This is a genomic window from Methylotenera sp. N17 (assembly GCF_000799155.1).
Taxonomy (GTDB): domain Bacteria; phylum Pseudomonadota; class Gammaproteobacteria; order Burkholderiales; family Methylophilaceae; genus Methylophilus.
Window position 1 is genome coordinate 2097592 of the sequence record NZ_JUGE01000001.1, and the last position, 21044, is coordinate 2118635.

General features: G+C 47.2%; 22 protein-coding genes. 14 read left to right on the forward strand and 8 right to left on the reverse strand.

Features of this window, described 5'->3' with window-relative positions:
• The first annotated feature begins 25 nt into the window (after positions 1 to 25).
• Positions 26 to 1204, forward strand: coding sequence for a Na+/H+ antiporter NhaA (nhaA, locus tag FG11_RS09940; protein ID WP_047534772.1), 1179 nt, complete (start codon positions 26 to 28; stop codon positions 1202 to 1204).
• A gap of 17 nt (positions 1205 to 1221) precedes the next feature.
• Here the strand turns inward: nhaA and pyrC are convergent, their stop codons facing one another.
• Both pyrC and rsmI read right to left on the reverse strand, forming a co-directional pair.
• A complete protein-coding gene (gene pyrC, locus FG11_RS09945) occupies positions 1222 to 2262 on the reverse strand; it encodes a dihydroorotase (RefSeq protein WP_047534799.1) in 1041 nt (346 codons plus the stop codon).
• Between the two features lie 68 nt (positions 2263 to 2330).
• On the reverse strand, positions 2331 to 3176 hold the full coding sequence (rsmI, locus tag FG11_RS09950; RefSeq protein WP_047534805.1) for a 16S rRNA (cytidine(1402)-2'-O)-methyltransferase: 846 nt from the start codon (positions 3174 to 3176) through the stop codon (positions 2331 to 2333).
• Between the two features lie 50 nt (positions 3177 to 3226).
• On the opposite strand from rsmI, the gene FG11_RS09955 reads away from it, so the two are divergent.
• The 3 genes from FG11_RS09955 to FG11_RS09965 all read left to right on the forward strand — a co-directional run bounded on the left by FG11_RS09955 (position 3227) and on the right by FG11_RS09965 (position 4562).
• Positions 3227 to 3583: a YraN family protein gene (locus FG11_RS09955; RefSeq protein ID WP_020182940.1), complete on the forward strand. Its 357-nt coding sequence runs from the start codon at positions 3227 to 3229 to the stop codon at positions 3581 to 3583.
• Positions 3584 to 3674: 91 nt separating this feature from the next.
• The gene (locus FG11_RS09960; RefSeq protein WP_020182941.1) at positions 3675 to 4244 is read left to right on the forward strand and encodes a BON domain-containing protein; all 570 of its coding nucleotides are present in this window, start codon (positions 3675 to 3677) and stop codon (positions 4242 to 4244) included.
• 24 nt (positions 4245 to 4268) lie between these two features.
• Positions 4269 to 4562, forward strand: coding sequence for a DUF3579 domain-containing protein (locus FG11_RS09965; protein WP_020182942.1), 294 nt, complete (start codon positions 4269 to 4271; stop codon positions 4560 to 4562).
• A 1-nt stretch (position 4563) separates the two neighbouring features.
• On the opposite strand, the gene FG11_RS09970 is transcribed toward FG11_RS09965, so the two are convergent.
• Positions 4564 to 5013: a TlpA disulfide reductase family protein gene (locus FG11_RS09970; RefSeq protein WP_442922051.1), complete on the reverse strand. Its 450-nt coding sequence runs from the start codon at positions 5011 to 5013 to the stop codon at positions 4564 to 4566.
• 119 nt (positions 5014 to 5132) lie between these two features.
• Between FG11_RS09970 and FG11_RS09975 the strand changes: the two genes are divergently transcribed.
• From FG11_RS09975 to FG11_RS09995, 5 genes are all read left to right on the forward strand, one after another.
• Entirely contained in the window at positions 5133 to 6662 is a 1530-nt protein-coding gene (locus FG11_RS09975) for a hypothetical protein (protein ID WP_047534807.1), read from the forward strand.
• Positions 6663 to 6757: 95 nt separating this feature from the next.
• A complete protein-coding gene (trxA, locus tag FG11_RS09980) occupies positions 6758 to 7084 on the forward strand; it encodes a thioredoxin TrxA (protein WP_020182945.1) in 327 nt (108 codons plus the stop codon).
• Positions 7085 to 7181: 97 nt separating this feature from the next.
• Positions 7182 to 8441: a transcription termination factor Rho gene (rho, locus tag FG11_RS09985; RefSeq protein ID WP_020182946.1), complete on the forward strand. Its 1260-nt coding sequence runs from the start codon at positions 7182 to 7184 to the stop codon at positions 8439 to 8441.
• 143 nt (positions 8442 to 8584) lie between these two features.
• Positions 8585 to 8785 carry a 50S ribosomal protein L31 gene (rpmE, locus tag FG11_RS09990; protein WP_020182947.1) on the forward strand — a complete coding sequence of 67 codons (201 nt, stop codon included), beginning with the start codon at positions 8585 to 8587 and terminating at the stop codon, positions 8783 to 8785.
• A 118-nt stretch (positions 8786 to 8903) separates the two neighbouring features.
• The gene (locus FG11_RS09995) at positions 8904 to 10556 is read left to right on the forward strand and encodes an ArnT family glycosyltransferase (protein WP_047534810.1); all 1653 of its coding nucleotides are present in this window, start codon (positions 8904 to 8906) and stop codon (positions 10554 to 10556) included.
• Positions 10557 to 10587: 31 nt separating this feature from the next.
• On the opposite strand, the gene FG11_RS10000 is transcribed toward FG11_RS09995, so the two are convergent.
• The 5 genes from FG11_RS10000 to FG11_RS10020 are packed head-to-tail and all read right to left on the reverse strand — an operon-like array spanning position 10588 to position 16633.
• Positions 10588 to 10803, reverse strand: a complete 216-nt coding sequence (locus FG11_RS10000; RefSeq protein ID WP_047534813.1) for a formate dehydrogenase subunit delta — start codon at positions 10801 to 10803, stop codon at positions 10588 to 10590.
• Between the two features lie 35 nt (positions 10804 to 10838).
• The gene (gene fdhD / locus FG11_RS10005) at positions 10839 to 11675 is read right to left on the reverse strand and encodes a formate dehydrogenase accessory sulfurtransferase FdhD (RefSeq protein WP_029647710.1); all 837 of its coding nucleotides are present in this window, start codon (positions 11673 to 11675) and stop codon (positions 10839 to 10841) included.
• A 34-nt stretch (positions 11676 to 11709) separates the two neighbouring features.
• Entirely contained in the window at positions 11710 to 14577 is a 2868-nt protein-coding gene (gene fdhF, locus FG11_RS10010; RefSeq protein ID WP_047534816.1) for a formate dehydrogenase subunit alpha, read from the reverse strand.
• A 26-nt stretch (positions 14578 to 14603) separates the two neighbouring features.
• Entirely contained in the window at positions 14604 to 16154 is a 1551-nt protein-coding gene (locus FG11_RS10015) for a formate dehydrogenase beta subunit (protein ID WP_025224966.1), read from the reverse strand.
• Complete coding sequence (locus FG11_RS10020; RefSeq protein WP_025224967.1) at positions 16151 to 16633, reverse strand: formate dehydrogenase subunit gamma; 483 nt, start codon at positions 16631 to 16633, stop codon at positions 16151 to 16153. Before FG11_RS10020 ends, FG11_RS10015 begins: the two co-directional genes overlap by 4 nt.
• A 139-nt stretch (positions 16634 to 16772) precedes the next feature.
• Here FG11_RS10020 and moaA point away from each other — a divergent pair, with 139 nt between their 5' ends.
• The 5 genes from moaA to FG11_RS10045 all read left to right on the forward strand — a co-directional run bounded on the left by moaA (position 16773) and on the right by FG11_RS10045 (position 21043).
• A complete protein-coding gene (moaA, locus tag FG11_RS10025) occupies positions 16773 to 17783 on the forward strand; it encodes a GTP 3',8-cyclase MoaA (protein WP_047534819.1) in 1011 nt (336 codons plus the stop codon).
• On the forward strand, positions 17783 to 18367 hold the full coding sequence (gene mobA, locus FG11_RS10030) for a molybdenum cofactor guanylyltransferase MobA (protein ID WP_020182955.1): 585 nt from the start codon (positions 17783 to 17785) through the stop codon (positions 18365 to 18367). Before moaA ends, mobA begins: the two co-directional genes overlap by 1 nt.
• On the forward strand, positions 18357 to 18914 hold the full coding sequence (gene mobB / locus FG11_RS10035; RefSeq protein WP_025224969.1) for a molybdopterin-guanine dinucleotide biosynthesis protein B: 558 nt from the start codon (positions 18357 to 18359) through the stop codon (positions 18912 to 18914). The genes mobA and mobB overlap by 11 nt, the downstream gene beginning before the upstream one ends.
• The gene (gene moeA / locus FG11_RS10040) at positions 18911 to 20185 is read left to right on the forward strand and encodes a molybdopterin molybdotransferase MoeA (RefSeq protein ID WP_047534822.1); all 1275 of its coding nucleotides are present in this window, start codon (positions 18911 to 18913) and stop codon (positions 20183 to 20185) included. Before mobB ends, moeA begins: the two co-directional genes overlap by 4 nt.
• 171 nt (positions 20186 to 20356) lie before the next feature.
• Positions 20357 to 21043 (forward strand): energy transducer TonB, encoded by a 687-nt coding sequence (locus FG11_RS10045; protein WP_052185019.1) that lies wholly within the window; start codon positions 20357 to 20359, stop codon positions 21041 to 21043.
• Position 21044: the final 1 nt, after the last annotated feature.

Genomic DNA, 21044 nt, shown 5'->3' on the forward strand with positions numbered 1-21044 from the left:
CTTTTACACCACGGTTTTTGTATCAATGAATAAGACCATATTGCCAACCACCTTAAGTCAGACTTTTCAACGATTTTTCGATTCAGAGAAATCTGCCGGCATGGTATTGATTGCATGTACGCTACTCTCCATTGCAGCAGCAAACGCATCTTGGGGAGCCAGTTACTTAGCTGTTTGGCAGACACCCATTGCCGGCATGAGCTTGGAGCATTGGATCAATGACGGCCTCATGGCTATTTTCTTTCTGCTAATAGGCTTGGAGCTTGAACGCGAGCTTTACAATGGGGAGTTGTCGAAACTCAGCAATGCACTGCTGCCCATGGTTGCTGCTATCGGCGGCATGCTAGCCCCCGCACTTATTCACTTTTACTTCAATGTGGGCACCGCAAGTCAAGCGGGTATTGGCATCCCCATGGCCACCGATATTGCTTTTGCGCTTGCCATATTGGCGCTACTGGGCAATCGCGTACCTACTTCTCTCAAAGTATTCGTTGTTGCGTTTGCCGTTATCGACGACTTAGGCGCAGCCCTGCTGATTGCTTTGTTTTATACAGCCAACCTTTCCATGCCAGCACTATTAAGCGCAGCGGGTGTCTTGCTTATCCTGGCGATGCTCAATCGCATGCGCGTCATGGCGCTACTGCCTTATCTTATTGGTGGGATAATCATGTGGGCACTGATGTTGAAATCTGGTGTACACGCCACTATTGCTGGCATTGCGCTGGCGTTTGCCATTCCATTTTCGGCCAAGCAAGATGACGCGGTCTCACCTTCCCATCGCCTTGAACACTTACTGCACCGCCCTGTGGCCTTTGTGATTTTGCCGCTGTTTGCATTGGCCAATACTGGGGTGGTAATCCATGCAGGATGGACAGACGCATTATTGCATCACCCCAATAGCATCGGCATCCTACTAGGGCTGCTGTTAGGCAAACCCATCGGCATCACAGCACTATGTCTAGTTGCGGTAGCGTTAAATATATGCAAGCTGCCGGCAGATATTCACTGGCGGCATATTATCGGTGCGGGCATGCTGGGTGGGATTGGTTTTACGATGTCAATATTTATTACCAACTTAGCATTTGTAGGGCAGCTTGATGTGATTAATGCCAGTAAAATGGCTATTTTATTGGCGTCACTGTTTGCAGGATTGCTTGGCTATATCTGGCTATGCTTGATTAAAGCATCAAACAATAACGTCTAGCCATTAATGTATGGAAGCTAAGGCGACACCAATTGCCATTGCACAGATTGGCCAGCGCGCAATGGCACCAACACATCGCCATCGTAAGGCAGGGTTTCCGGCACAACCCATTCTGATTTTTGCAGCACAATGTTGTCGGTATTTCTAGGCAAGCCATAAAAGTCTGCGCCATAGAAACTGGCAAACCCCTCTAGCTTATCCAAGGCATTGGCTGCTTCAAAGGCTTCTGCATACAACTCAATGGCGGCATGCGCCGTATACATACCGGCACAACCACAAGTCGCTTCTTTGGCAGATTTGGCATGTGGCGCACTGTCTGTACCCAAGAAAAATTTAGGACTGCCGGAAATCGCTGCCTTGACCAATGCCAAGCGATGATCTTCACGTTTCAGCACAGGCAAACAATAATGATGTGGGCGAATGCCGCCAGCAAACATGGCATTGCGGTTCATCAACAAATGATGCGCAGTAATGGTAGCGCAGATATGCGCACCTGCTGCACACACAAAATCAGCCGCATCTTTGGTAGTGATATGCTCAAACACCACCTTCAGACCCTGAAATTTTTGCAATAAGGGCTGCATGATCTTATCGATAAATACTTTCTCACGATCAAACACATCCACATGGGCATCAGTCACTTCTGCATGCACCAGCAGGGGCATGCCCACTTTCTCCATCGCTTCCAATGTTTTCACGCAATGCCCCAGATTGCTCACGCCTGAATCGGAGTTGGTCGTGGCACCTGCCGGATACAATTTCACCCCATGTACCAAACCGCTCGCTTTGGCCTTCACAATCTCTTCCGGCGCGGTATTGTCTGTTAGATACAACGTCATCAACGGCTCAAATTGTGCGCCTGCAGGCAACGCTTGCACAATGCGCTCGCGATACGCTAATGCCAGTGCTGTCGTCGTCACTGGCGGACGCAAATTTGGCATCACAATGGCGCGCCCGAAGCGCTTGGCAGTATCTGGCAGCACTGCTTTTAAGGCTGCGCCATCGCGCAAATGTAAGTGCCAATCGTCTGGACGGGCAAGGGTGAGTGTGGTCGTCATATCTTCTAACTCAATCTATGTAGATCAATGTTCAGTTAACTAAAATCTTGCGGCATGCGGCTTAATTGCTAGACATCTTTAATCTTTAACGCTAAATCATATAGAGCGTTCTTTTTCGCTCCGGTAATCTCTGCAGCCAACTTAGCTGCTTGCTTTAGGGGCACTGCATCTAACAACAAGCGCAACACACGCTCAGCAGAAGCATCTACTTCTACAGCCTCTTGTGGCGGCAATGCCTCCACCACAAGCACAAACTCGCCGCGCTGTTGATTGGCATCACCGGTTAACCAAGCATGGGCTTCATGCAAATAACACCGGTGAATGGTCTCAAATGTTTTGGTCAATTCGCGCGCAATGGTCACGCGGCGCTCACCCCCCAACACACCGGCCAAATCATGCATACATTCCACAATACGATGTGGTGCCTCATAAAACACCAAAGTAGTCTCTAGCGACTGCAAACTCTCTAGTTTTTTGCGTCGCTGTGCGCCACTAGCAGGCAAAAATCCGACGAACATAAATCCATTTTCCGCAATGCCAGCAGCAGACAAGGCTGCTACCACCGCACTTGGCCCAGGGATGGGCACCACTTTTACACCGTGCGAAATCAACACATTCACCACCACCGCTCCAGGATCACTAATACCCGGCGTACCCGCATCCGTAATTAGTGCAATCTGCTCGCCTTGCTGAATCCGCTGTAACAACAATTGCGCAGACTGCTGCTCATTATGCTCATGCACCGCGATTAATTTTTTTGAAATCCCAAAGTGAGACAACAAACCAGAGCTATGTCGTGTATCCTCCGCAGCAATGGCATCCACCTGTTTTAACGTCTCTATTGCACGCATGGTAATATCGCCTAAATTACCAATGGGTGTAGCGACTACATATAATATGCCCGGCTGCTTCATCCAAGTATTTTAAGCGAAAGCCCGCCTAAAACCTATGAAAATCATCGTCTATGAAACTAAATGCACATAACCCCGGATTAGCTGCGGAGAAAATTGCTGCAACTTTTTTGACCCAACAGGGACTTAAGTTAGTGACAAGCAATTTTCATTGCCGTTATGGCGAAATTGATTTGATTATGCAAGAGGGCACCACATTGGTATTTGTAGAAGTCCGTTTAAGAACCAACCCAACCTTTGGCAGCGCCGCAGCCAGCATCACCCCGCAAAAACAGCAAAAGCTCATTAACACCGCGCAATTTTACTTGCAGCAACATGCACTTAACTTGCCGTGCCGGTTTGATGCAGTATTGCTCAACAAGGCTGATATGGCTCAGGTTGAATGGGTGCGTAATGCAATCGACACATAAAAAGCGTATCATTTCACCTAAGTGTGAGGGCATATGCGTCGAACAGAATCGCCACCCAATAACAAAACACTAATTTTTTGAGGAGTACACAATGCAATTATTGACCAAACTTATTTTATCTACCGCACTTGCCACCCAGCTCGTTGGATGTTTGCCTGCCGTAGTAGGTGGCGCAGCAGCAGGCGGTGCCATGGCTGCCGATAGAAGAAGTTCTGGTATTTTTGTAGAAGACGAAAATATCGAGCTAAAAGCTGTGAAAAAAATGGAAACCAATCTGGGTGAAAATTCTCACGTCAATGTGACCAGCTACAACCGCAACGTATTGCTGACCGGTGAAGTGCCAGACGATGCCAAAAAAACCTTGGCTGAGAGCCTGCTTAAGGAAATTGCGAACATCCGCCAAGTGACCAACGAAATCACTGTAGGGCCAAAATCCTCACTAGGCTCACGCAGCGGCGATACTTACATTACGTCTAAAGTCAAAACCCAATTCATCACCGAAAATCGCTTCCCAGCCAACTACGTCAAAATTGTGACTGAAAATAGCGTAGTGTACTTACTTGGCATCGTCACCAAAGAAGAAGGTGATGCTGCTGTAGAAATTGCAAGAAATACCGATGGCGTCACCAAGGTCGTCAAAGTATTTGAATACATGAACTAATCACACCTATTTACTGGATACATTATGGCAACACAAGAAATTATTATTCAAGGCCTGACCTTGGCCGGCAAACCGTTCCGCCCAAGTGATTGGGTGGATCGGATGTGCAGCTCTTATGCGAGCTTTGGCGAAGACAAGAAGCTACGTTACTCACCTTACTTAAAACCCAAACTGGTAGATAACGTGCGCTGCTTATCTGTAGACATGAAACTAAAAGATGTGAACCCTGAAGGTTTTGAGCAGTTGATTCAGTTTGCTAACGAAAATCAATTGGGGATATTGAACGAAGCTGGCGAGCAAATCACCATCACCGCGTAATTCATTTTTGTTTCATCAGGCTTTCTAAGTAGTGTTTTGTGACTAGCCCGCGCTTGATTTTCACCAACTCACCGCGCGGGTTATACACATAGGTTGTCGGTAACACATCCGCACTCCCAATCTGCGCTTTGACTTGCTCGTCACCCAACACAATAGGATAAGACATCAACATATCATCTACGTACTCGAACACTTCTTTTTCAGAATCAAAATCAAACGCAACTCCAATCACCACAACGTCTTTGTTTTTTCTTGCATCGTAGAGTGCAACCAAGTCTGGCACTTCTTCCAAACACGGTGGGCACCAAGTTGCCCAGTAATTCACAAACACCCACTTTCCCTTGTATTGCGAAAGCACATGTTGTTTTCCTGCTGTATCTTTAAGCACGAACTCTTTAAACCCATGCGGGAGCTTATCTATCGCCAGTGCCGGCGTATGACTAAACGTCAGCCATGCGGCTAAAAGCACTAATTTTGTTAAATTCAATATAAACCCCAGAAACGTCCACGCATTTAAGTGACAAATTCTATTCTTTTAATTACTATCTTAACAGTCCTCAGGAGCCTAGTATGACGTTAAGCATTAATCTCGCCCCGCTCGATCTAGCATCGGTTGCTACCGCAGAGATACGTCCACCAAAAATCATCGAATTTACCAAAAGCATCAGCCACATGGATACCTTTCATGCCGCTACACGCTTACTGGAAGAACTTAAAACGCTCAATCGTCAAAAAACAGAGGCTAGCCTACGCATTCAGGCACTTGAGTTATATCGTAAAGTGACACACGAACTCACGCATGACTTGGAAGAAGTATATGGCAATACGCCTGTTCCCATGCCACTAGAAGCCAAAAACCATGCTGCACTAGCGGAGGCCATTTGGCTGGAAACCGGTTACGGTTACAAACGTGCGCTGGTAGATCTCAAGCAAAAGCTGATTAATTTTCAAGAAAACAAGCAGCATTCGCTCGTGATGCTGCGCATCATAGAGGCGCTTAAAAACGAAGCTTTGGTGAATTATCTAACATACCAGCTACCGTCGGATTCATTATGGTCTGATTTACATAAAGTATATTTTCACGCCCTACAACTCTCATTAGAAGATGTTGAAGTGCCGGATTATGTAAATAGCCTGCACAGCAAGACGATTAACCAAGTCTATAGCCAAATATTGCTGATGAACTTGGCCAATCCGCAACGGCTCAGCAAAGCCAGCATCAGAAAGATGTCGCACTATGTGGGGAGTCTAGCCAAATTTGCACAATTACACGGCATGGGATTGATTGAAAACCCCATGGGTGTGTTTTTGATTGAACTCGATTCCAAAAAACCGCCTGTGCCCTACTTAAAAAACAGGAATACACCGAATGTAGAAACCGATATCTTATTTGTAACTGTTGAGGTTGCGCGACACATTCACCAACAGCTCAAGTACATACAAGATGCCAAAGCCCAAAGCAATGAGCCACTTCCCACCGCCGCACTCGAAGTCGTGGATGAAGAACTGCTCAAGCACTTGATTAAGTACTTTGGTGTGTCTGCCTCTAGGGCTTTTTCAAGACACGAGAAAAATCAATCCGCAGAGCTCGCTATTGGCTTAGAAGCAGCCTCCATCTTATTCAGGTCCACTAAGCGCGCCAAAGAAGAAACCCGCTCATATTGGGAGATCATGAATATCAGCCCAGATGGCTATGCCATTAAAACCACGGACTTGGACAACCTGAAAATATTGGTGGGTGAGTTGGTGAGCATTAAAGAAAACGAGCACAGCGCTTGGGTCGTCGGCTATATCGTATGGCTAGTGACTAAATCGCAGCAGATTGAGGCAGGGGTTAAATTACTGGCGCCAAACGCTAAATCCGTCACCATCAAACCGGAATCGCAAAATGAAACGTTGAATGCGCTGTTACTGCCGCCGATACCGGCATTACAGCAACCGGTGAGTTTGATCGCCGAATACGGATATATACAAGCACATACAATCGTAGAAATGAAAGAAGCCAACAAAAAATCTAAGCTAAAAATCAATCAGTTAGTAGAACGTACCGCCTGTTTTGATCGATTTGAATACAGCTTGATTCAAGACGATTTATCTTGATATACTACGATTAGTACCCAATATTCATTCCAAACACTTTAATACACTCTATTCTTTAACCTTTTACGGTTTAAATCATTTCTTACGAGGCAACAATGAGCGAACATATTATCCATTTAAGTGATGATGGCTTTGAACAAGAAGTTCTGCAATCACCTATCCCTGTTTTAGTTGACTATTGGGCAGAGTGGTGCGGTCCATGTAAAATGATTGCACCTATTTTAGACGACATCAGCAAAGAGTATGCTGGCCGTTTAAAAATTGCAAAACTCAATATTGATGACAATCAACAAACACCGCCTAAATATGGTATCCGTGGCATTCCTACATTAATGCTATTTAAAAATGGCAATGTAGAAGCTACCAAAGTAGGCGCATTATCCAAATCTCAACTCACAGCATTTATTGACAGCAATATTTAATTAGCACTAATATCACAATCTGGTTTCTTCATCTTAGAAACCAGATTCTTCAAAACCTCAATCATTCTCTTGTAGCACTCTTCTAGCGAGCATCCTCATGCATTTATCCGACTTAAAACATCTACCAGTCACAGAACTTGTTGAAATGGCCATTACCAATGAAATTGAGAATGCCAGTCGAATGCGTAAACAGGATTTGATTTTCGCGATTCTGAAAAACAAGGCCAAAAAAGGTGATAGCATCTTTGGTGATGGCACGCTGGAAGTATTACAAGACGGTTTTGGGTTTTTGCGCTCACCTGATACATCTTATCTTGCAGGTCCTGACGATATTTATGTGTCGCCATCACAAATTCGCCGCTTTAACTTGCACACAGGCGATAGCATTCAGGGTGAGATTCGCACCCCTAAAGACGGCGAACGTTACTTTGCACTTGTCAAAGTAGACATGGTCAATGGCGAAGCACCAGAGAATACCAAACACAAAATCCTGTTTGAGAACTTAACCCCACTATTTCCAACTAGCCCACTCAAGCTAGAGCGCGACATCCGTGGCGAAGAAAATGTCACCAGCCGTGTGATTGATATGATTGCGCCGATTGGCCGTGGTCAACGCGGCCTATTAGTGGCAAGTCCAAAAAGCGGTAAAACGGTCATGATGCAAAATATTGCGCATGCGATCACTGCCAATCATTCTGATGTTATTTTAATCGTCTTGCTGATTGATGAGCGCCCGGAAGAAGTAACCGAAATGACGCGCTCAGTACGCGGCGAGGTAGTGGCTTCTACATTTGATGAGCCAGCCACACGTCACGTACAAGTAGCAGAGATGGTACTGGAAAAAGCAAAACGTTTGGTCGAACACAAAAAAGACGTGGTCATTCTACTCGACTCCATCACCCGTTTAGCGCGTGCCTATAACACCGTGATTCCATCCTCCGGCAAAGTACTAACCGGCGGTGTGGATGCGAATGCGCTACAAAAACCAAAACGCTTTTTTGGTGCAGCCCGTAATGTAGAGGAAGGTGGCTCACTCACGATTATTGCTACAGCTTTGGTGGACACTGGATCGCGTATGGATGACGTGATTTACGAGGAATTTAAAGGTACAGGCAATATGGAAATCCATCTGGATCGCCGCATGGCCGAAAAACGTATTTACCCAGCCATTAACGTCAATAAGTCCGGTACGCGCCGTGAGGAATTACTCATCGAGAAAGATGTACTGCAAAAAATCTGGGTGCTGCGCAAACTGCTCTACCCAATGGACGACTTGGAAGCGATGGAATTCTTGTTGGATAAAATCAAAGCGACGAAAAACAATGCGGATTTCTTCGATAGCATGCGTCGCGGCTAATCAAATCCGCTGAGGGATGGGGTTGTGCTAACGAGCAAAACACATTCTCATTCCAGTTGTTTTACAGCTTAGCGTTTGCAAAAGCAAAAAAAATAATACATAATACGCGGTTTACTGCAACTGCTTAATATAGAGAGAAAAGCATGAAAGCTGAACTTCACCCGAATTACCCAGAAATCAACGTCACTTGTAGCTGCGGCAACAAGTTTAAAACACGCTCTACACATGGCCGTGACATGAACATTGAGGTGTGCTCACAATGCCACCCGTTCTACACTGGCAAACAGAAAATTGTAGACACTGCTGGTCGTGTTGAGAAATTCCGCCAAAAATACGGCATGTAATGCTGATTGTTGGATTAAAAAGGCAGCTTAGCTGCCTTTTTTGTTTTTTTTCTATACTATTTAGCTATTCTGGCATTGCGCCACGTTAAACAAATATCATGCGATTCGACTTAACCTAATGAAATTCGACTTGGATCACGATTGGCAAGGCAATATGGCCACCCCGCGCGCGCGCGTAGGTGAGCGTGCTAAAACACACCTTCTTATTGTGTTGTGTGCAATATGGTTAATCTTTGGCTTGGTTGGACATTCGCCTTGGAAGCCTTTCGAATCGCAATCCATTAGTGCAATTCAACACATTTTGGATGGCGGTAGCTGGCTTGCGCCTATGGCACTGAGCCATACACAGCTAGAATACCCACCGTTATACTACTGGGTTGCAGCTTTATTTTCCTCAACGCTCAGCCCCATCTTGTCTATTCACGATGCAGCCAGGCTGAGCTCAGGTGTGTGGATGCTCATCACCCTGCTGATGGTAGGTATGACAGGCCGAGAGCTTTGGGACAAAGGGATAGGCCGTCAAACCACGTTTGTGTTTATTGGCTGCTTAGGGCTGGTGATCAACGCGCACACGATGATGCCTGCCGTATCCGCCCTGACTGGATTGACCACTGCGTTCTATGCACTGGCACTTGCCAAGCGCAGACCTTATCGCGCAGCGATTTTACTTGGGCTAGGGCTTGGGATCAGCTTTTTGTCTGCCGGCTTGCTACCCACTTTCATTATTCTCAGCACCTGTGTTTTACTCCCCATTTGTTTTAGTCATTGGCGCAGCCGTTTCTTTTGGGTGGTTAGCCTCATTGCATTGCTCGTGGCCAGCCCATTTCTTTTGATATGGCCGCTGTTAAGCTGGATATACGCACCGCAGTTATTGACCGAATGGTGGATATCGAGTCTTGCACAGTTTAATCAAAGCTTACATTTGTACTTTTTAAGAACCTTATTATGGTATGCATGGCCAGCATTACCGTTGGCTTTATGGGGCACTTGGCGTTTTAGGGCGCAATTACTATCTAAGCCACGCTTTCAGCTGATTGTTGCTTTTTTTATTGCCGCATTATTCTGGATTGGTCTGGGTGCTGAGCGTAAAGAAGTATTTGCACTACCGTTGCTGATTCCACTCACCGCCATGGCAGGTGGCAGCATTGAAACGCTAAAACGTGGTGCTGCAGGCGCGTTAAACTGGTTCGGCTTGATTTTATTTGGGCTACTGAGTAGTTTGACATGGCTGGGCTGGATTGCCATGATGACCGGCAATCCAAGCAAAATCAAAGAGCGGTTGATTTACTTATCCGGGCTGACGCAACTCCACTTCAATGTATTCGCATTTACAGTGGCATCAGCAGTGACGCTTATTTGGCTATTGGCCATATTTAGATCACAACACTCCAATCGCTCAGCTGCAACCAACTGGGCCATCGGCATGACTTGTATCTGGACATTATTGATGACGCTTTGGATGCCGATGCTTGAGTCCGCACGTGGCTATCAGGTAGTGTTCACCAGCCTGAAAAAAGCATTGCCTACGCAGTATGCCTGCATGAATAGCAACCAGTTGGGCGATGCACAACGCGATTTACTGGATTATTTTGCCGATGTGAAAACGCACGCACTGGAAAGCGGTCAACCACTAAGCTGTGATTTATATTTGGTGCAAGACAATCGTGGCCGAGAAAAAGTAAATCCTGGTCAGGATTGGACGCTGATTTGGCAAGGACGGCGTATTAGTGAACGTAGAGAGCACTTTAGGCTGTTTCAACGCGTGCAATAATAGCGCTTTGAATTGGCAGCCAAAACATTCATTATGAGATGTGCTGTTGAATTGCCTCAATCACACGCGGATGTAGCCCAACCCCTTGTTGCTGCTTAACGTGCGCAACAATAGAATTAATCATCACCGAATTCCAAAAGCGCTGTAAATGATTGGCTATATCCTTTTTAGCGAGCTCTGTATCTGGATATGCCTCAAAAAAATCACCAATTTGATTGGCCATTTTGATTAACTTTTCTATTTCCATCTTATCTTGTCTGCTTTAATAATTAAGTATTCTCACTAAGATTCCGTTAGTCGATCAGCGTGTGCATAAGCCACTAATTGCTGATCGCGCACAAATCCCAACAAGGTAATTCGATTGGCTTTTGCAATGCGTACTGCCAGTCCGGTAGGGGCGGAAATAGCAGCCAGCATATCAAAACCCGCCATGGCTACTTTTTGCACCATCTCATAGCTTGCGCGGCTGGTTGTCAACACAAACCCACCACGGCGATCTTGACTGGCCAGCGCACCGATTAATTTATCCAGCGCATTATGCCGACCTACATCTTCCCTGACCATTTCAACGGCACCCGTTACATCTGCCCAAGCACATGCATGGGTGGCACCAGTTTGACGTTGCAACTGTTGCAATGCTTGTATCTCTTGATGCGCCCTCAGTACACTTTTTACCGCAATCGGCTGTTGCGCGTGCTGGGTATCAACCTGTTCTGGTAGGCGGAACACCTGACTCAAACTTTCTGCACCGCACAAACCACAACCAGTACGCCCAACCATGCTGCGCCTACGCGCTTTTAAATTCACAAACTGCTCGGTGGCAATTTCAATGTGTAATTCGATGCCGTTTGCGTGCACCTGCATTTCGACACCATACACATCACTTTTTTGCTGCACAATGCCTTCTGTCAGGGAAAACCCCAAGGCAAAATCTTCCAAATCTTGCGGACTTGCCAGCATCACGGCATGCGATACACCGTTATAGACCAATGCAATCGGCACCTCTTCAGCCAGCCGATCATCGACGGTGAGAAACTGGCCGTTCCGCCATTGCCGAACGGCATAGGTCTGCGCACTCAATTGCTGACTCAGCGCATCCTCTGCAAACCAATCAGCCATGATTAGCACGCACTTTCAAAAAATACGTGGTGAATTATTCCACCACCGCCGGCTTGGCAGGCAAAATGCCGGTTAAGTGAATCTGCGATTCACTGAACTCTTGGTACTCTTGCTGCCAGTTAGAAAGTTGGTTGACGCGTGACACTTGTACCGCAGTGACTTTGTACTCGGGGCAATTGGTCGCCCAGTCCGAGTTATCGGTCGTAATCACGTTGGCACCAGACTCGGGGTGATGGAAAGTGGTATATACCACGCCAGGCTGCACGCGCTCAGTAATCGTTGCACGCAATACAGTCTCACCAGCGCGACTGGTAATGCCCACCCAATCACCTTCTTGAATACCACGGTCTTCCGCGTCGTGCGGATGAATCTCAATTAAATCTTCTGGGTGCCACACCACGTTTTGCGTACGGCGTGTTTGCGCACCCACGTTATATTGAGAAAGAATACGCCCTGTGGTCAATATCAGCGGATATTTACCATTCACTTTCTCTTGGGTGGGCACATATTGTGTCACAAAGAATTTACCTTTACCGCGCACAAACTCATCCACATGCATGGTCGGTGTACCTTCTGGCGCTTCATCGTTACATGGCCATTGAATACTGCCTAACTCATCCAGTTTTTTGAAGCTTACGCCTTTGAATGTTGGCGTCAACGCTGCGATTTCATCCATGATCTCACTGGCATGGTTGTACTTCATCTCATAACCTAATGCAGTCGATAATTTGGCTGTAATTTCCCAATCTTCATAGCCGTTTTTAGGCGTCATGACGCGACGTACTGGAGAGATGCGACGCTCAGCATTGGTGAAGGTGCCGTTTTTCTCTAAGAAAGAGGCACCGGGGAAAAACACATGGGCAAACATGGCGGTTTCGTTCAAGAACAAATCTTGTACGATCACGCACTCCATCGATTCCAGCGCATGGGTGACATGCTGTGTATCTGGGTCGGATTGCGCAATGTCTTCGCCTACACAATACAATGCTTTAAAGCTGCCTTCTGTCGCCAAATCTAACATATTAGGAATACGTAAGCCTGGATCAGCACTGAGTGGACGGCCCCAAGCCGCTTCAAACTCAGCACGGGTTTCATCGTCAGATACATGGCGGTAACCTGGGAGCTCATGTGGCATAGAGCCCATATCACACGAGCCTTGCACGTTATTTTGACCACGTAATGGGTTCACGCCTACGCCTTCACGGCCCACATTACCGGTTGCCATCGCTAGGTTAGCAATCCCCATCACAGTGGTAGAGCCTTGACTGTGCTCAGTCACACCCAAACCGTAGTAGATAGCAGCATTACCACCAGTCGCAAACAGTCTTGCTGCTTCACGTACTTTTTGTGGGTCTACGCCCGTATCTTTGGCTAAGCTTTCTGGTGAGTTTTCTGGTTTAGCCACAAAATCACGCCATGCCTCATAGGAATCCCACTCACAACGTTCTCTGACAAAATCTTCTTTGACTAGGCCTTCCGTCACAATCACATGTGCCAGTGCTGAAACCAATGCCACATTGGTGCCTGGGCGTAAATTCAAGTGGTAATCGGCACGTACATGCGGTGAGTTTTCTACCAAATCAATGGCACGTGGGTCTGCAATAATCAGCTTTGCACCCTCACGTAGACGGCGCTTCATAATGGAGGCAAATACTGGGTGACCATCCGTTGGGTTTGCGCCAATAATCAAAATCACATCGGATTTCATCACGGAATCAAAGGTTTGCGTACCAGCAGACTCACCCAAGGTTTGTTTTAAACCATAGCCGGTTGGGCTGTGGCAAACACGCGCGCAAGTATCCACGTTATTGCTACCAAACACTGCACGTACCAATTTTTGTGTGACGTATACTTCTTCATTAGTACAACGTGAAGAGGTAATGCCGCCGACAGAATCCTTGCCATATTTAGCTTGAATACGCGTAATCTCACTAGCTGCATAATTAATAGCTTCGTCCCAACCCACTTTTTGCCAAGGATCATGAATGCTCTTACGGATCATGGGTGTGGTAATGCGGTCTTGGTGCGTAGCGTAGCCCCAAGCAAAACGGCCTTTGACACATGAGTGGCCGTGATTAGCGCCACCGTCTTTATTCGGCGTCATACGGACGACTTCTTCGCCCTTCATTTCCGCATCAAAACTACAACCCACGCCGCAATAAGCACAAGTAGTGGTGACTTTATGTTCTGGTGTACCTGCCTCAATCACGGATTTTTCCATCAAGGTGGCCGTTGGGCAAGCTTGCACACAAGCGCCACAAGAGACACACTCTGACTCTAAAAAGTCTTTATTGCCTGCAGAAACTTTGCTACCAAAGCCGCGACCTTCAATCGTCAACGCAAACGTGCCTTGCGTTTCTTCACAGGCACGCACACAACGACTGCACACGATGCATTTACTTGGATCAAACGTAAAATATGGGTTGGATTCATCTTTGGTAGACCCTAGATGGTTTTCGCCTTCGTAGCCGTAACGCACTTCGCGCAAGCCCACTGCACCGGCCATGTCTTGTAGTTCACAATCACCATTGGCTGCACATGTTAAGCAGTCGAGCGGATGGTCTGAAATATAAAGCTCCATCACACCACGGCGCACATCTGCCAATTTGGATGTTTGTGTTTTGACTTTAATGCCTTCAGCCACAGGTGTTGTGCAGGATGCTGGGTAACCGCGACGGCCTTCAATCTCCACCAAACATAGGCGGCAAGAGCCAAACGGCTCAAGCGAATCTGTTGCACACAGCTTGGGCACAGTCACACCACCCAATTGTGCCGCATGCATAATTGAAGTGCCTTCCGGCACGGTAACTGACGCATCATCAATGGTGAGCGTAACCATTTTCTCGCTCACTATTTTCGGCGTACCATAGTCTTTATTAGGGTCGTATTTAATGTCATCCATGATGTCGTATCCTTTGCCACTTATGGTTAAGCAGCAACTTCCTTCTTATTTAAACCAAAATCTTCAGGGAAATGATTCAACGCGCTCAACACCGGATAAGGTGTCATCCCGCCCAATGCGCAGAGAGAACCATTTAACATAGTATCGGACAAATCTCGCACTAATTGAATGTTTTTTGCATGATCTTTGCCCGAAGTAATTTTATCCATCACTTCTACACCGCGCGTAGAGCCAATACGGCAAGGTGTGCATTTACCACAACTTTCAATGGCGCAGAATTCAAACGCGTAACGGGCCATTTTTGCCATATCCACAGTATCGTCAAACGCCACAATGCCGCCATGGCCTAATACGGCCCAAAGTTTAGAAAACTCTTCGTAATCTAAAGGGGTATCAAATTGGCTTTCTGGCAAGTAAGCGCCTAGCGGCCCACCGACTTGTACGGCACGAATCGGCTTGCCAGAAGCTGAGCCGCCGCCAAAGTCATACAATAGCTCGCGCAACGTTGCACCAAAAGCCAACTCTACTAAACCGCCTTGCTTGAGATTGCCCGCAAGCTGAATCGGTAGCGTGCCGCGTGAACGTCCCATGCCGTAATCGGCATAAAACTGCGCACCTTTATCCAAAATAATCGGTATCGTCGCCAATGAAATGACGTTATTGACTACTGTTGGTTTGCCAAATAACCCTTCAATAGCAGGCAGTGGTGGTTTAAAACGCACCAAGCCACGCTTACCTTCTAGACTTTCTAATAGTGAGGTTTCTTCACCACACACATAGGCACCAGCTGCGCGACGCACTTCTAGATGAAAAGCTTTACCTGAACCACAAATGTTGTCGCCCAAATAGCCAGCCTGATTTGCTTTTTCAATCGCCTCGTTTAAGACTTTGAGCGCGTGTGGATACTCGCTACGCAGGTAGATATAGCCTTGGGTTGCGCCCACAGCCACACCTGCAATCGTCATACCTTCAATCAACACATAAGGATCATCTTCCATCACCATACGGTCTGAGTAGGTACCAGAGTCGCCTTCATCCGCATTACACACAATATACTTCTGATCTGCAGGCGAATTCAATACGGTATTCCACTTAATACCAGTTGGGAAAGCCGCACCGCCACGGCCACGTAGACCAGAATCAGTGACTGTTTTCACAATGTCTGCACCAGACATCTTGAGTGCATTGGCCAGGCCTTTATAACCATCATGTGCGATGTAATCATCTAATGAAACGGGATCGGTAATGCCGATACGCGCAAAGGTCAGGCGTTGTTGTTTTTTAAGCCAGTTTAACGATTCTGTTAAGCCTAAATTGAGGGGGTGGGCACCTGCATGTAGAAAGTCTGCGTCGAACAAGCTGGGGACATCTTTTGGCTGCACCGGCGCATAGGCAACACGGCCTTTGTCTGTTGCCACCTCTACAAATGGCTCTAACCAAAACAAACCGCGCGAACCATTGCGTACCAGTTCAATTTCAATACCACGTTTTTGCGCTTCTGCCGCAATGGCTTTGGCAGTTCGGTCTGCGCCCAAAGACAGCGCAGTAGAATCACGAGGAACAAATACTTTAATCATGATGCGACCCTCGCTTCATGGATAATCTCTACTATTTTTTGACTATCAACACGGCCATACAGTTCCTCATCCATCAGCACGGCAGGCGAGCAAGCACAGTTGCCTAAGCAGTACACCGGCTCTAATGTAATCGCACCATCCGCAGTGGTTTGGTGGTAATCAATGCCTAGTGTAGATTTGATGTGGGCTTCCAGCTTTTCTGCACCCATCGCTTGGCAAGACTCTGCTCGGCATACTTGTAGTACATGCTTGCCTACAGGATGCGTTCTGAAATGATGATAGAACGTCACCACGCCATGCACCTCTGCAACAGACAAAGCTAACGCATGTGCGATTTGCGGATACGCCGCTTCAGGCACATAACCGAGTGTATCTTGTATAGCATGCAACACTGGAAGTAAGGCACCAGGTTTATCGCGATGCACTTGAATTTGCGCATCGATCTGAGCCGACTCGTGCGAAGAAAGTACTGTCGTCAAAACATTCCCCAAGCTTAACTTAAGCTAAAAATAACCACATCATCATATACCTAATCTAAGGCTTGTTAAAGCCAAAAAAGGGCATAGAATATAGGCTTATTCAGTTTAATGTATCATTTTCATTAAAACCATTAGTCAGATGCCGAACGCTCATACCACATCCCCCAAATTGATCGACCAGTTTGGGCGTCAAGTAGACTACATTCGGTTATCCATCACGGACCGATGTGATTTTCGTTGTGTCTATTGCATGAGCGAGGACATGACGTTTTTATCCCGTGACGAAGTCCTCAGTTTAGAAGAGTGCGCGCGCTTGGTGCGCATATTTGTACAACTGGGTGTGTCCAAGGTACGCATTACCGGTGGCGAGCCTTTGGTGCGTAAAAACGCACTATGGCTATTCAATGAAATAGGGCAACTCAAAGGCTTACATGAGTTGGTGCTCACTACCAATGGAAGCCAGTTAGCAAAACAAGCTGCCGCGCTCAAGCAGGCAGGTGTAAAGCGTATCAATATTTCTGTAGATAGCCTGCAACCAGAACGATTTAATCGCATCACCCGCACTGGACATCTAGCGCAAGTGCTGGATGGGTTACGTGCCGCGATTGCCGCTGGATTTGAAGGCATTAAGCTCAATACGGTCTTGATGCGCGACACCAACGACGACGAAGCAGAAGATTTGGTGGCCTTTGCAATCCAACACCAAATCGACATTAGCTTTATTGAGGAAATGCCTTTGGGCGAGGTGAACCATACCCGTGACAGTACCTTTGTCAGCAATTTGGACACACTCAAGCGACTTCAAAGTAAATACTCACTCATCCCAAGCACACACAGCTCTGGCGGGCCAGCGCGTTATTGGCAGGTGGCCAATGCAAACACTAAGATTGGGTTTATCTCTCCTCACAGCCATAACTTTTGCGAAAGCTGTAATCGTGTGCGCATCAGTTGTAAAGGTGAGTTGTTCCTATGTTTAGGGCAAGAAGATAAAGTCGAGCTGATGCCGCTATTACGCGCTCACCCAACGAACGATGCACCCGTGATTGAAGCCATATTAAATAGCATGTCCATTAAACCTAAAGGGCACGACTTTGACCTTAAGCGTGCTGCACCCGCAGTGGTGAGGTTTATGTCACATACAGGTGGGTAATGTCTGTTTCCGCCATTATTTTATCGGGCGGCCGCGCCACGCGTATGGGCGGCATAGACAAAGGGTTAGTGCCACTCCACAACAAGCCGCTGATTGCGCATGTCATTGACCGTATCCAACCACAAGTAGACGAAGTGTTCATTAATGCAAACCGTGAGCTTGCGCTTTATCAGGCGTTTGGCTTATCGGTCCTGACAGATGAGCATCAAGATTTTATCGGCCCTTTGGCAGGCTTTTATATTGGCCTCAAGCATTCAAAGCACGCATATTTACTCACCGTACCGTGCGATTCTCCAAACCTTCCGCAGCACTTGGTGACTAAATTATTAGACGCACTGGCTGCGCAACATGCTGATATAGCGGTCGCCACCAGTGATGGTCACGCTCACCCGGTAGTGAGTTTATGTAAAACGACGGTTCTTCCTTCGCTCGCTACCTTTATTGCCAAAGGTGAGCGCAAGGTGAGCTTGTGGCAGAAACAACAGGCATATGTCGAGGTGGATTTCAGCAACCAGCCCGATGCATTTATCAACTTGAATACCCACCGTGATGTGCAATGGTTGGAGCAACACCATGTCGCTTAACATGCCGGCACTCAATATCCCTGTGCTAGGCATTTGTGCCGCCCAAAGTAATGCGGGTAAAACAACACTGATTGCGCAATTGATTCCTGTGCTCATGCAGCGTGGCGTCCGTGTTTCAGTGATTAAACATGCGCATCACCAATTTGATATTGACCATCCTGGGAAGGATAGTTACAACATCCGGGAGGCGGGTGCGGTGCAAACCTTGATTGCCTCTGGTAAACGCTGGGCACTGATGACAGAGATGCAGCGTACGCCTCAATACAGTGACGAAGCCGATTTAACTAGCTTGCTAACGCAACTCAATACCGAATACGCTGACCTTATTTTGGTAGAAGGCTTTAAATATGCAAAGATTCCCAAAATAGAAGTCTATCGCCCTAGCCTGCAGTTACCGTTACTTGCCACCAAAGATGCCAGCATTATTGCGGTGGCTAGCGATGCACCCTTGACACTCTCGATACCGGTATTGCCATTGAATGTAATCGACAACATCGCTGAATTTATTATTCAACAATTTTTACCTCAGCAACTCATATCATCATGACCACACCCAGCCTCACTCAGTTAGCCACCGATCCAAGCTGTATGGAAGACTATGACCCAAATGCCATGTCTGTATCACAAGCAAAGAACTACATTAAACAGTACCTTAAACCGGTGTCTGAGAAAGAAGCACTGCCTATTCACGAAAGCTTAGGGCGCGTCTTGGCTGACACCATTGTGTCACCTTGCAATGTGCCTAATCACGACAATTCAGCCATGGATGGCTTTGCTTTTCGTCATCAAGATGGTGCGCTACCCCTCAACATTATCGGCACCGCATTGGCCGGCCAGCCATTTCAGGGGGCGCTGAACCAAGGAGAATGCATCAAAATCATGACGGGCGGCGTCGTGCCATCCAGCGCAGATTGTGTAGTGATGCAAGAGCGGACATCGGTTCAACAAAATTTACTGACCATCACGGAGCTGCCCAAACTCGGTGCAAATATTCGCAAAGCTGGTGAAGACCTGATGGTGGGCCAAACCGTATTGCCACAAGGGCACCGCATGACGCCTGCAGACTTAGGGCTAGTTGCCTCATTAGGCATCCCAACAGTGACGGTGTATCGCCGACTAAAAGTAGCTTTTTTTAGCACTGGGGATGAGTTAGTCGGTGTGGGTAAGCTATTGGCAGAAGGACAAATTTACGACAGCAACCGTTATACCTTATTTGGCATGCTAACTCGACTAGGTGTGGAAGTGAGTGATTTAGGCGCAATACCAGATAACCCGACCCTGCTGGAGCAGACACTGCTTAAAGCAGCAGCGACACATGATGCCGTGATTACTAGCGGCGGCGTGTCCGTTGGCGAGGCTGACCACATGAAAGCGCTGCTCGCTCAGCATGGCGAGGTTTTATTTTGGAAAATGAACATGAAGCCCGGACGCCCGCTGGCTTACGGCAAAGTGCACACCATAAGCAATTGTGCGCATTACTTTGGCCTACCTGGCAACCCAGTGGCCACCATGGTCACTTTTTATCAATTTGTCCGTGATGCCCTGATCCTCATGATGGGCGCATCGCCCAAACCATACCCTACGCTCAAGGTTGAGTGTACAGAATCCATCAAAAAAGCCGCGGGTCGTACTGAGTTTCAACGTGGTGTCATGTACGAGGTTGATGGAAACTGGAAAGTCAAACCACTACCCAATCAAAGTTCAGGCGTATTAAGCAGTATGAGTTATGCCAATTGCTTTATTGTACTAGGTGAAACCGTAGCCAATTTGAATGCTGGCGAGACCGTTGAAGTGCAATTATTTGAAGGAATTATTTAACATAATATAGGGTGATTGGCTGCTATTAACCAACATCTTTCACAAGGTTCGCTTAAATCTTACCTATAGTATAGAGTGATGAAAATTTAATTCCCCTAGCAAATTTTGAACGCCTTGATTTCACATTCAAAAAGCAATGAACACCTGCTGATATGGACACTTGTCTGCTCCATGTTGCTGCACGCATTGCTTGCACTGATCGTGCCTAATTTTGATTTTTCTACCAAACAACCGCCAAAGCAAGAGTTGACGGTTGAGTTAGTCCAGCCCAAAGCGCCAGAACCGCTGCAGGAAGCGCCACCCGCACCGCCTACCCCGGTTGAGCCAGAGCCAATCACGGAACCTATTAAAGAGATTCCAAAACCTATTAAAAAATTAGAAACTCCGGTGGAGCGCAAGCCAACCACGCAACCCGTCACAGAGGCACCATCACAGCAAGAGGCAGCACCTCCACCAGAGGTGATAGCAGCAGCGCCTAAAGCAGAGTCCAAGCCTGCTTTTGTGGCACCGCCCCCACCGGCAGAGCCGCCAAAGCGCTCAGGACCATCAGAGAGCGATATTCAAGCGGCCAGAGATGCTTACCGCAATCAAGTGCAACAAGAACTCAAACGCAACCAACGTTATCCCCGAATTGCCGAATCACGCGGGATCGAAGGGGACGTGGTGCTGGAAATCAGTATAGATCATGATGGCAACGTGACCCATGTAGCCGTCACGGGCTCCAGTGGCAACAATGCGCTGGACGAAGCGGCAATGGCCGCCGTTAAACGCTCAAACCTCAAGCAATATATGCAAGAAGTTTTACGCGGTCATATTGATAAAATCACCGTTACCGTAGGCTTTAAGCTAGAAAACTAAA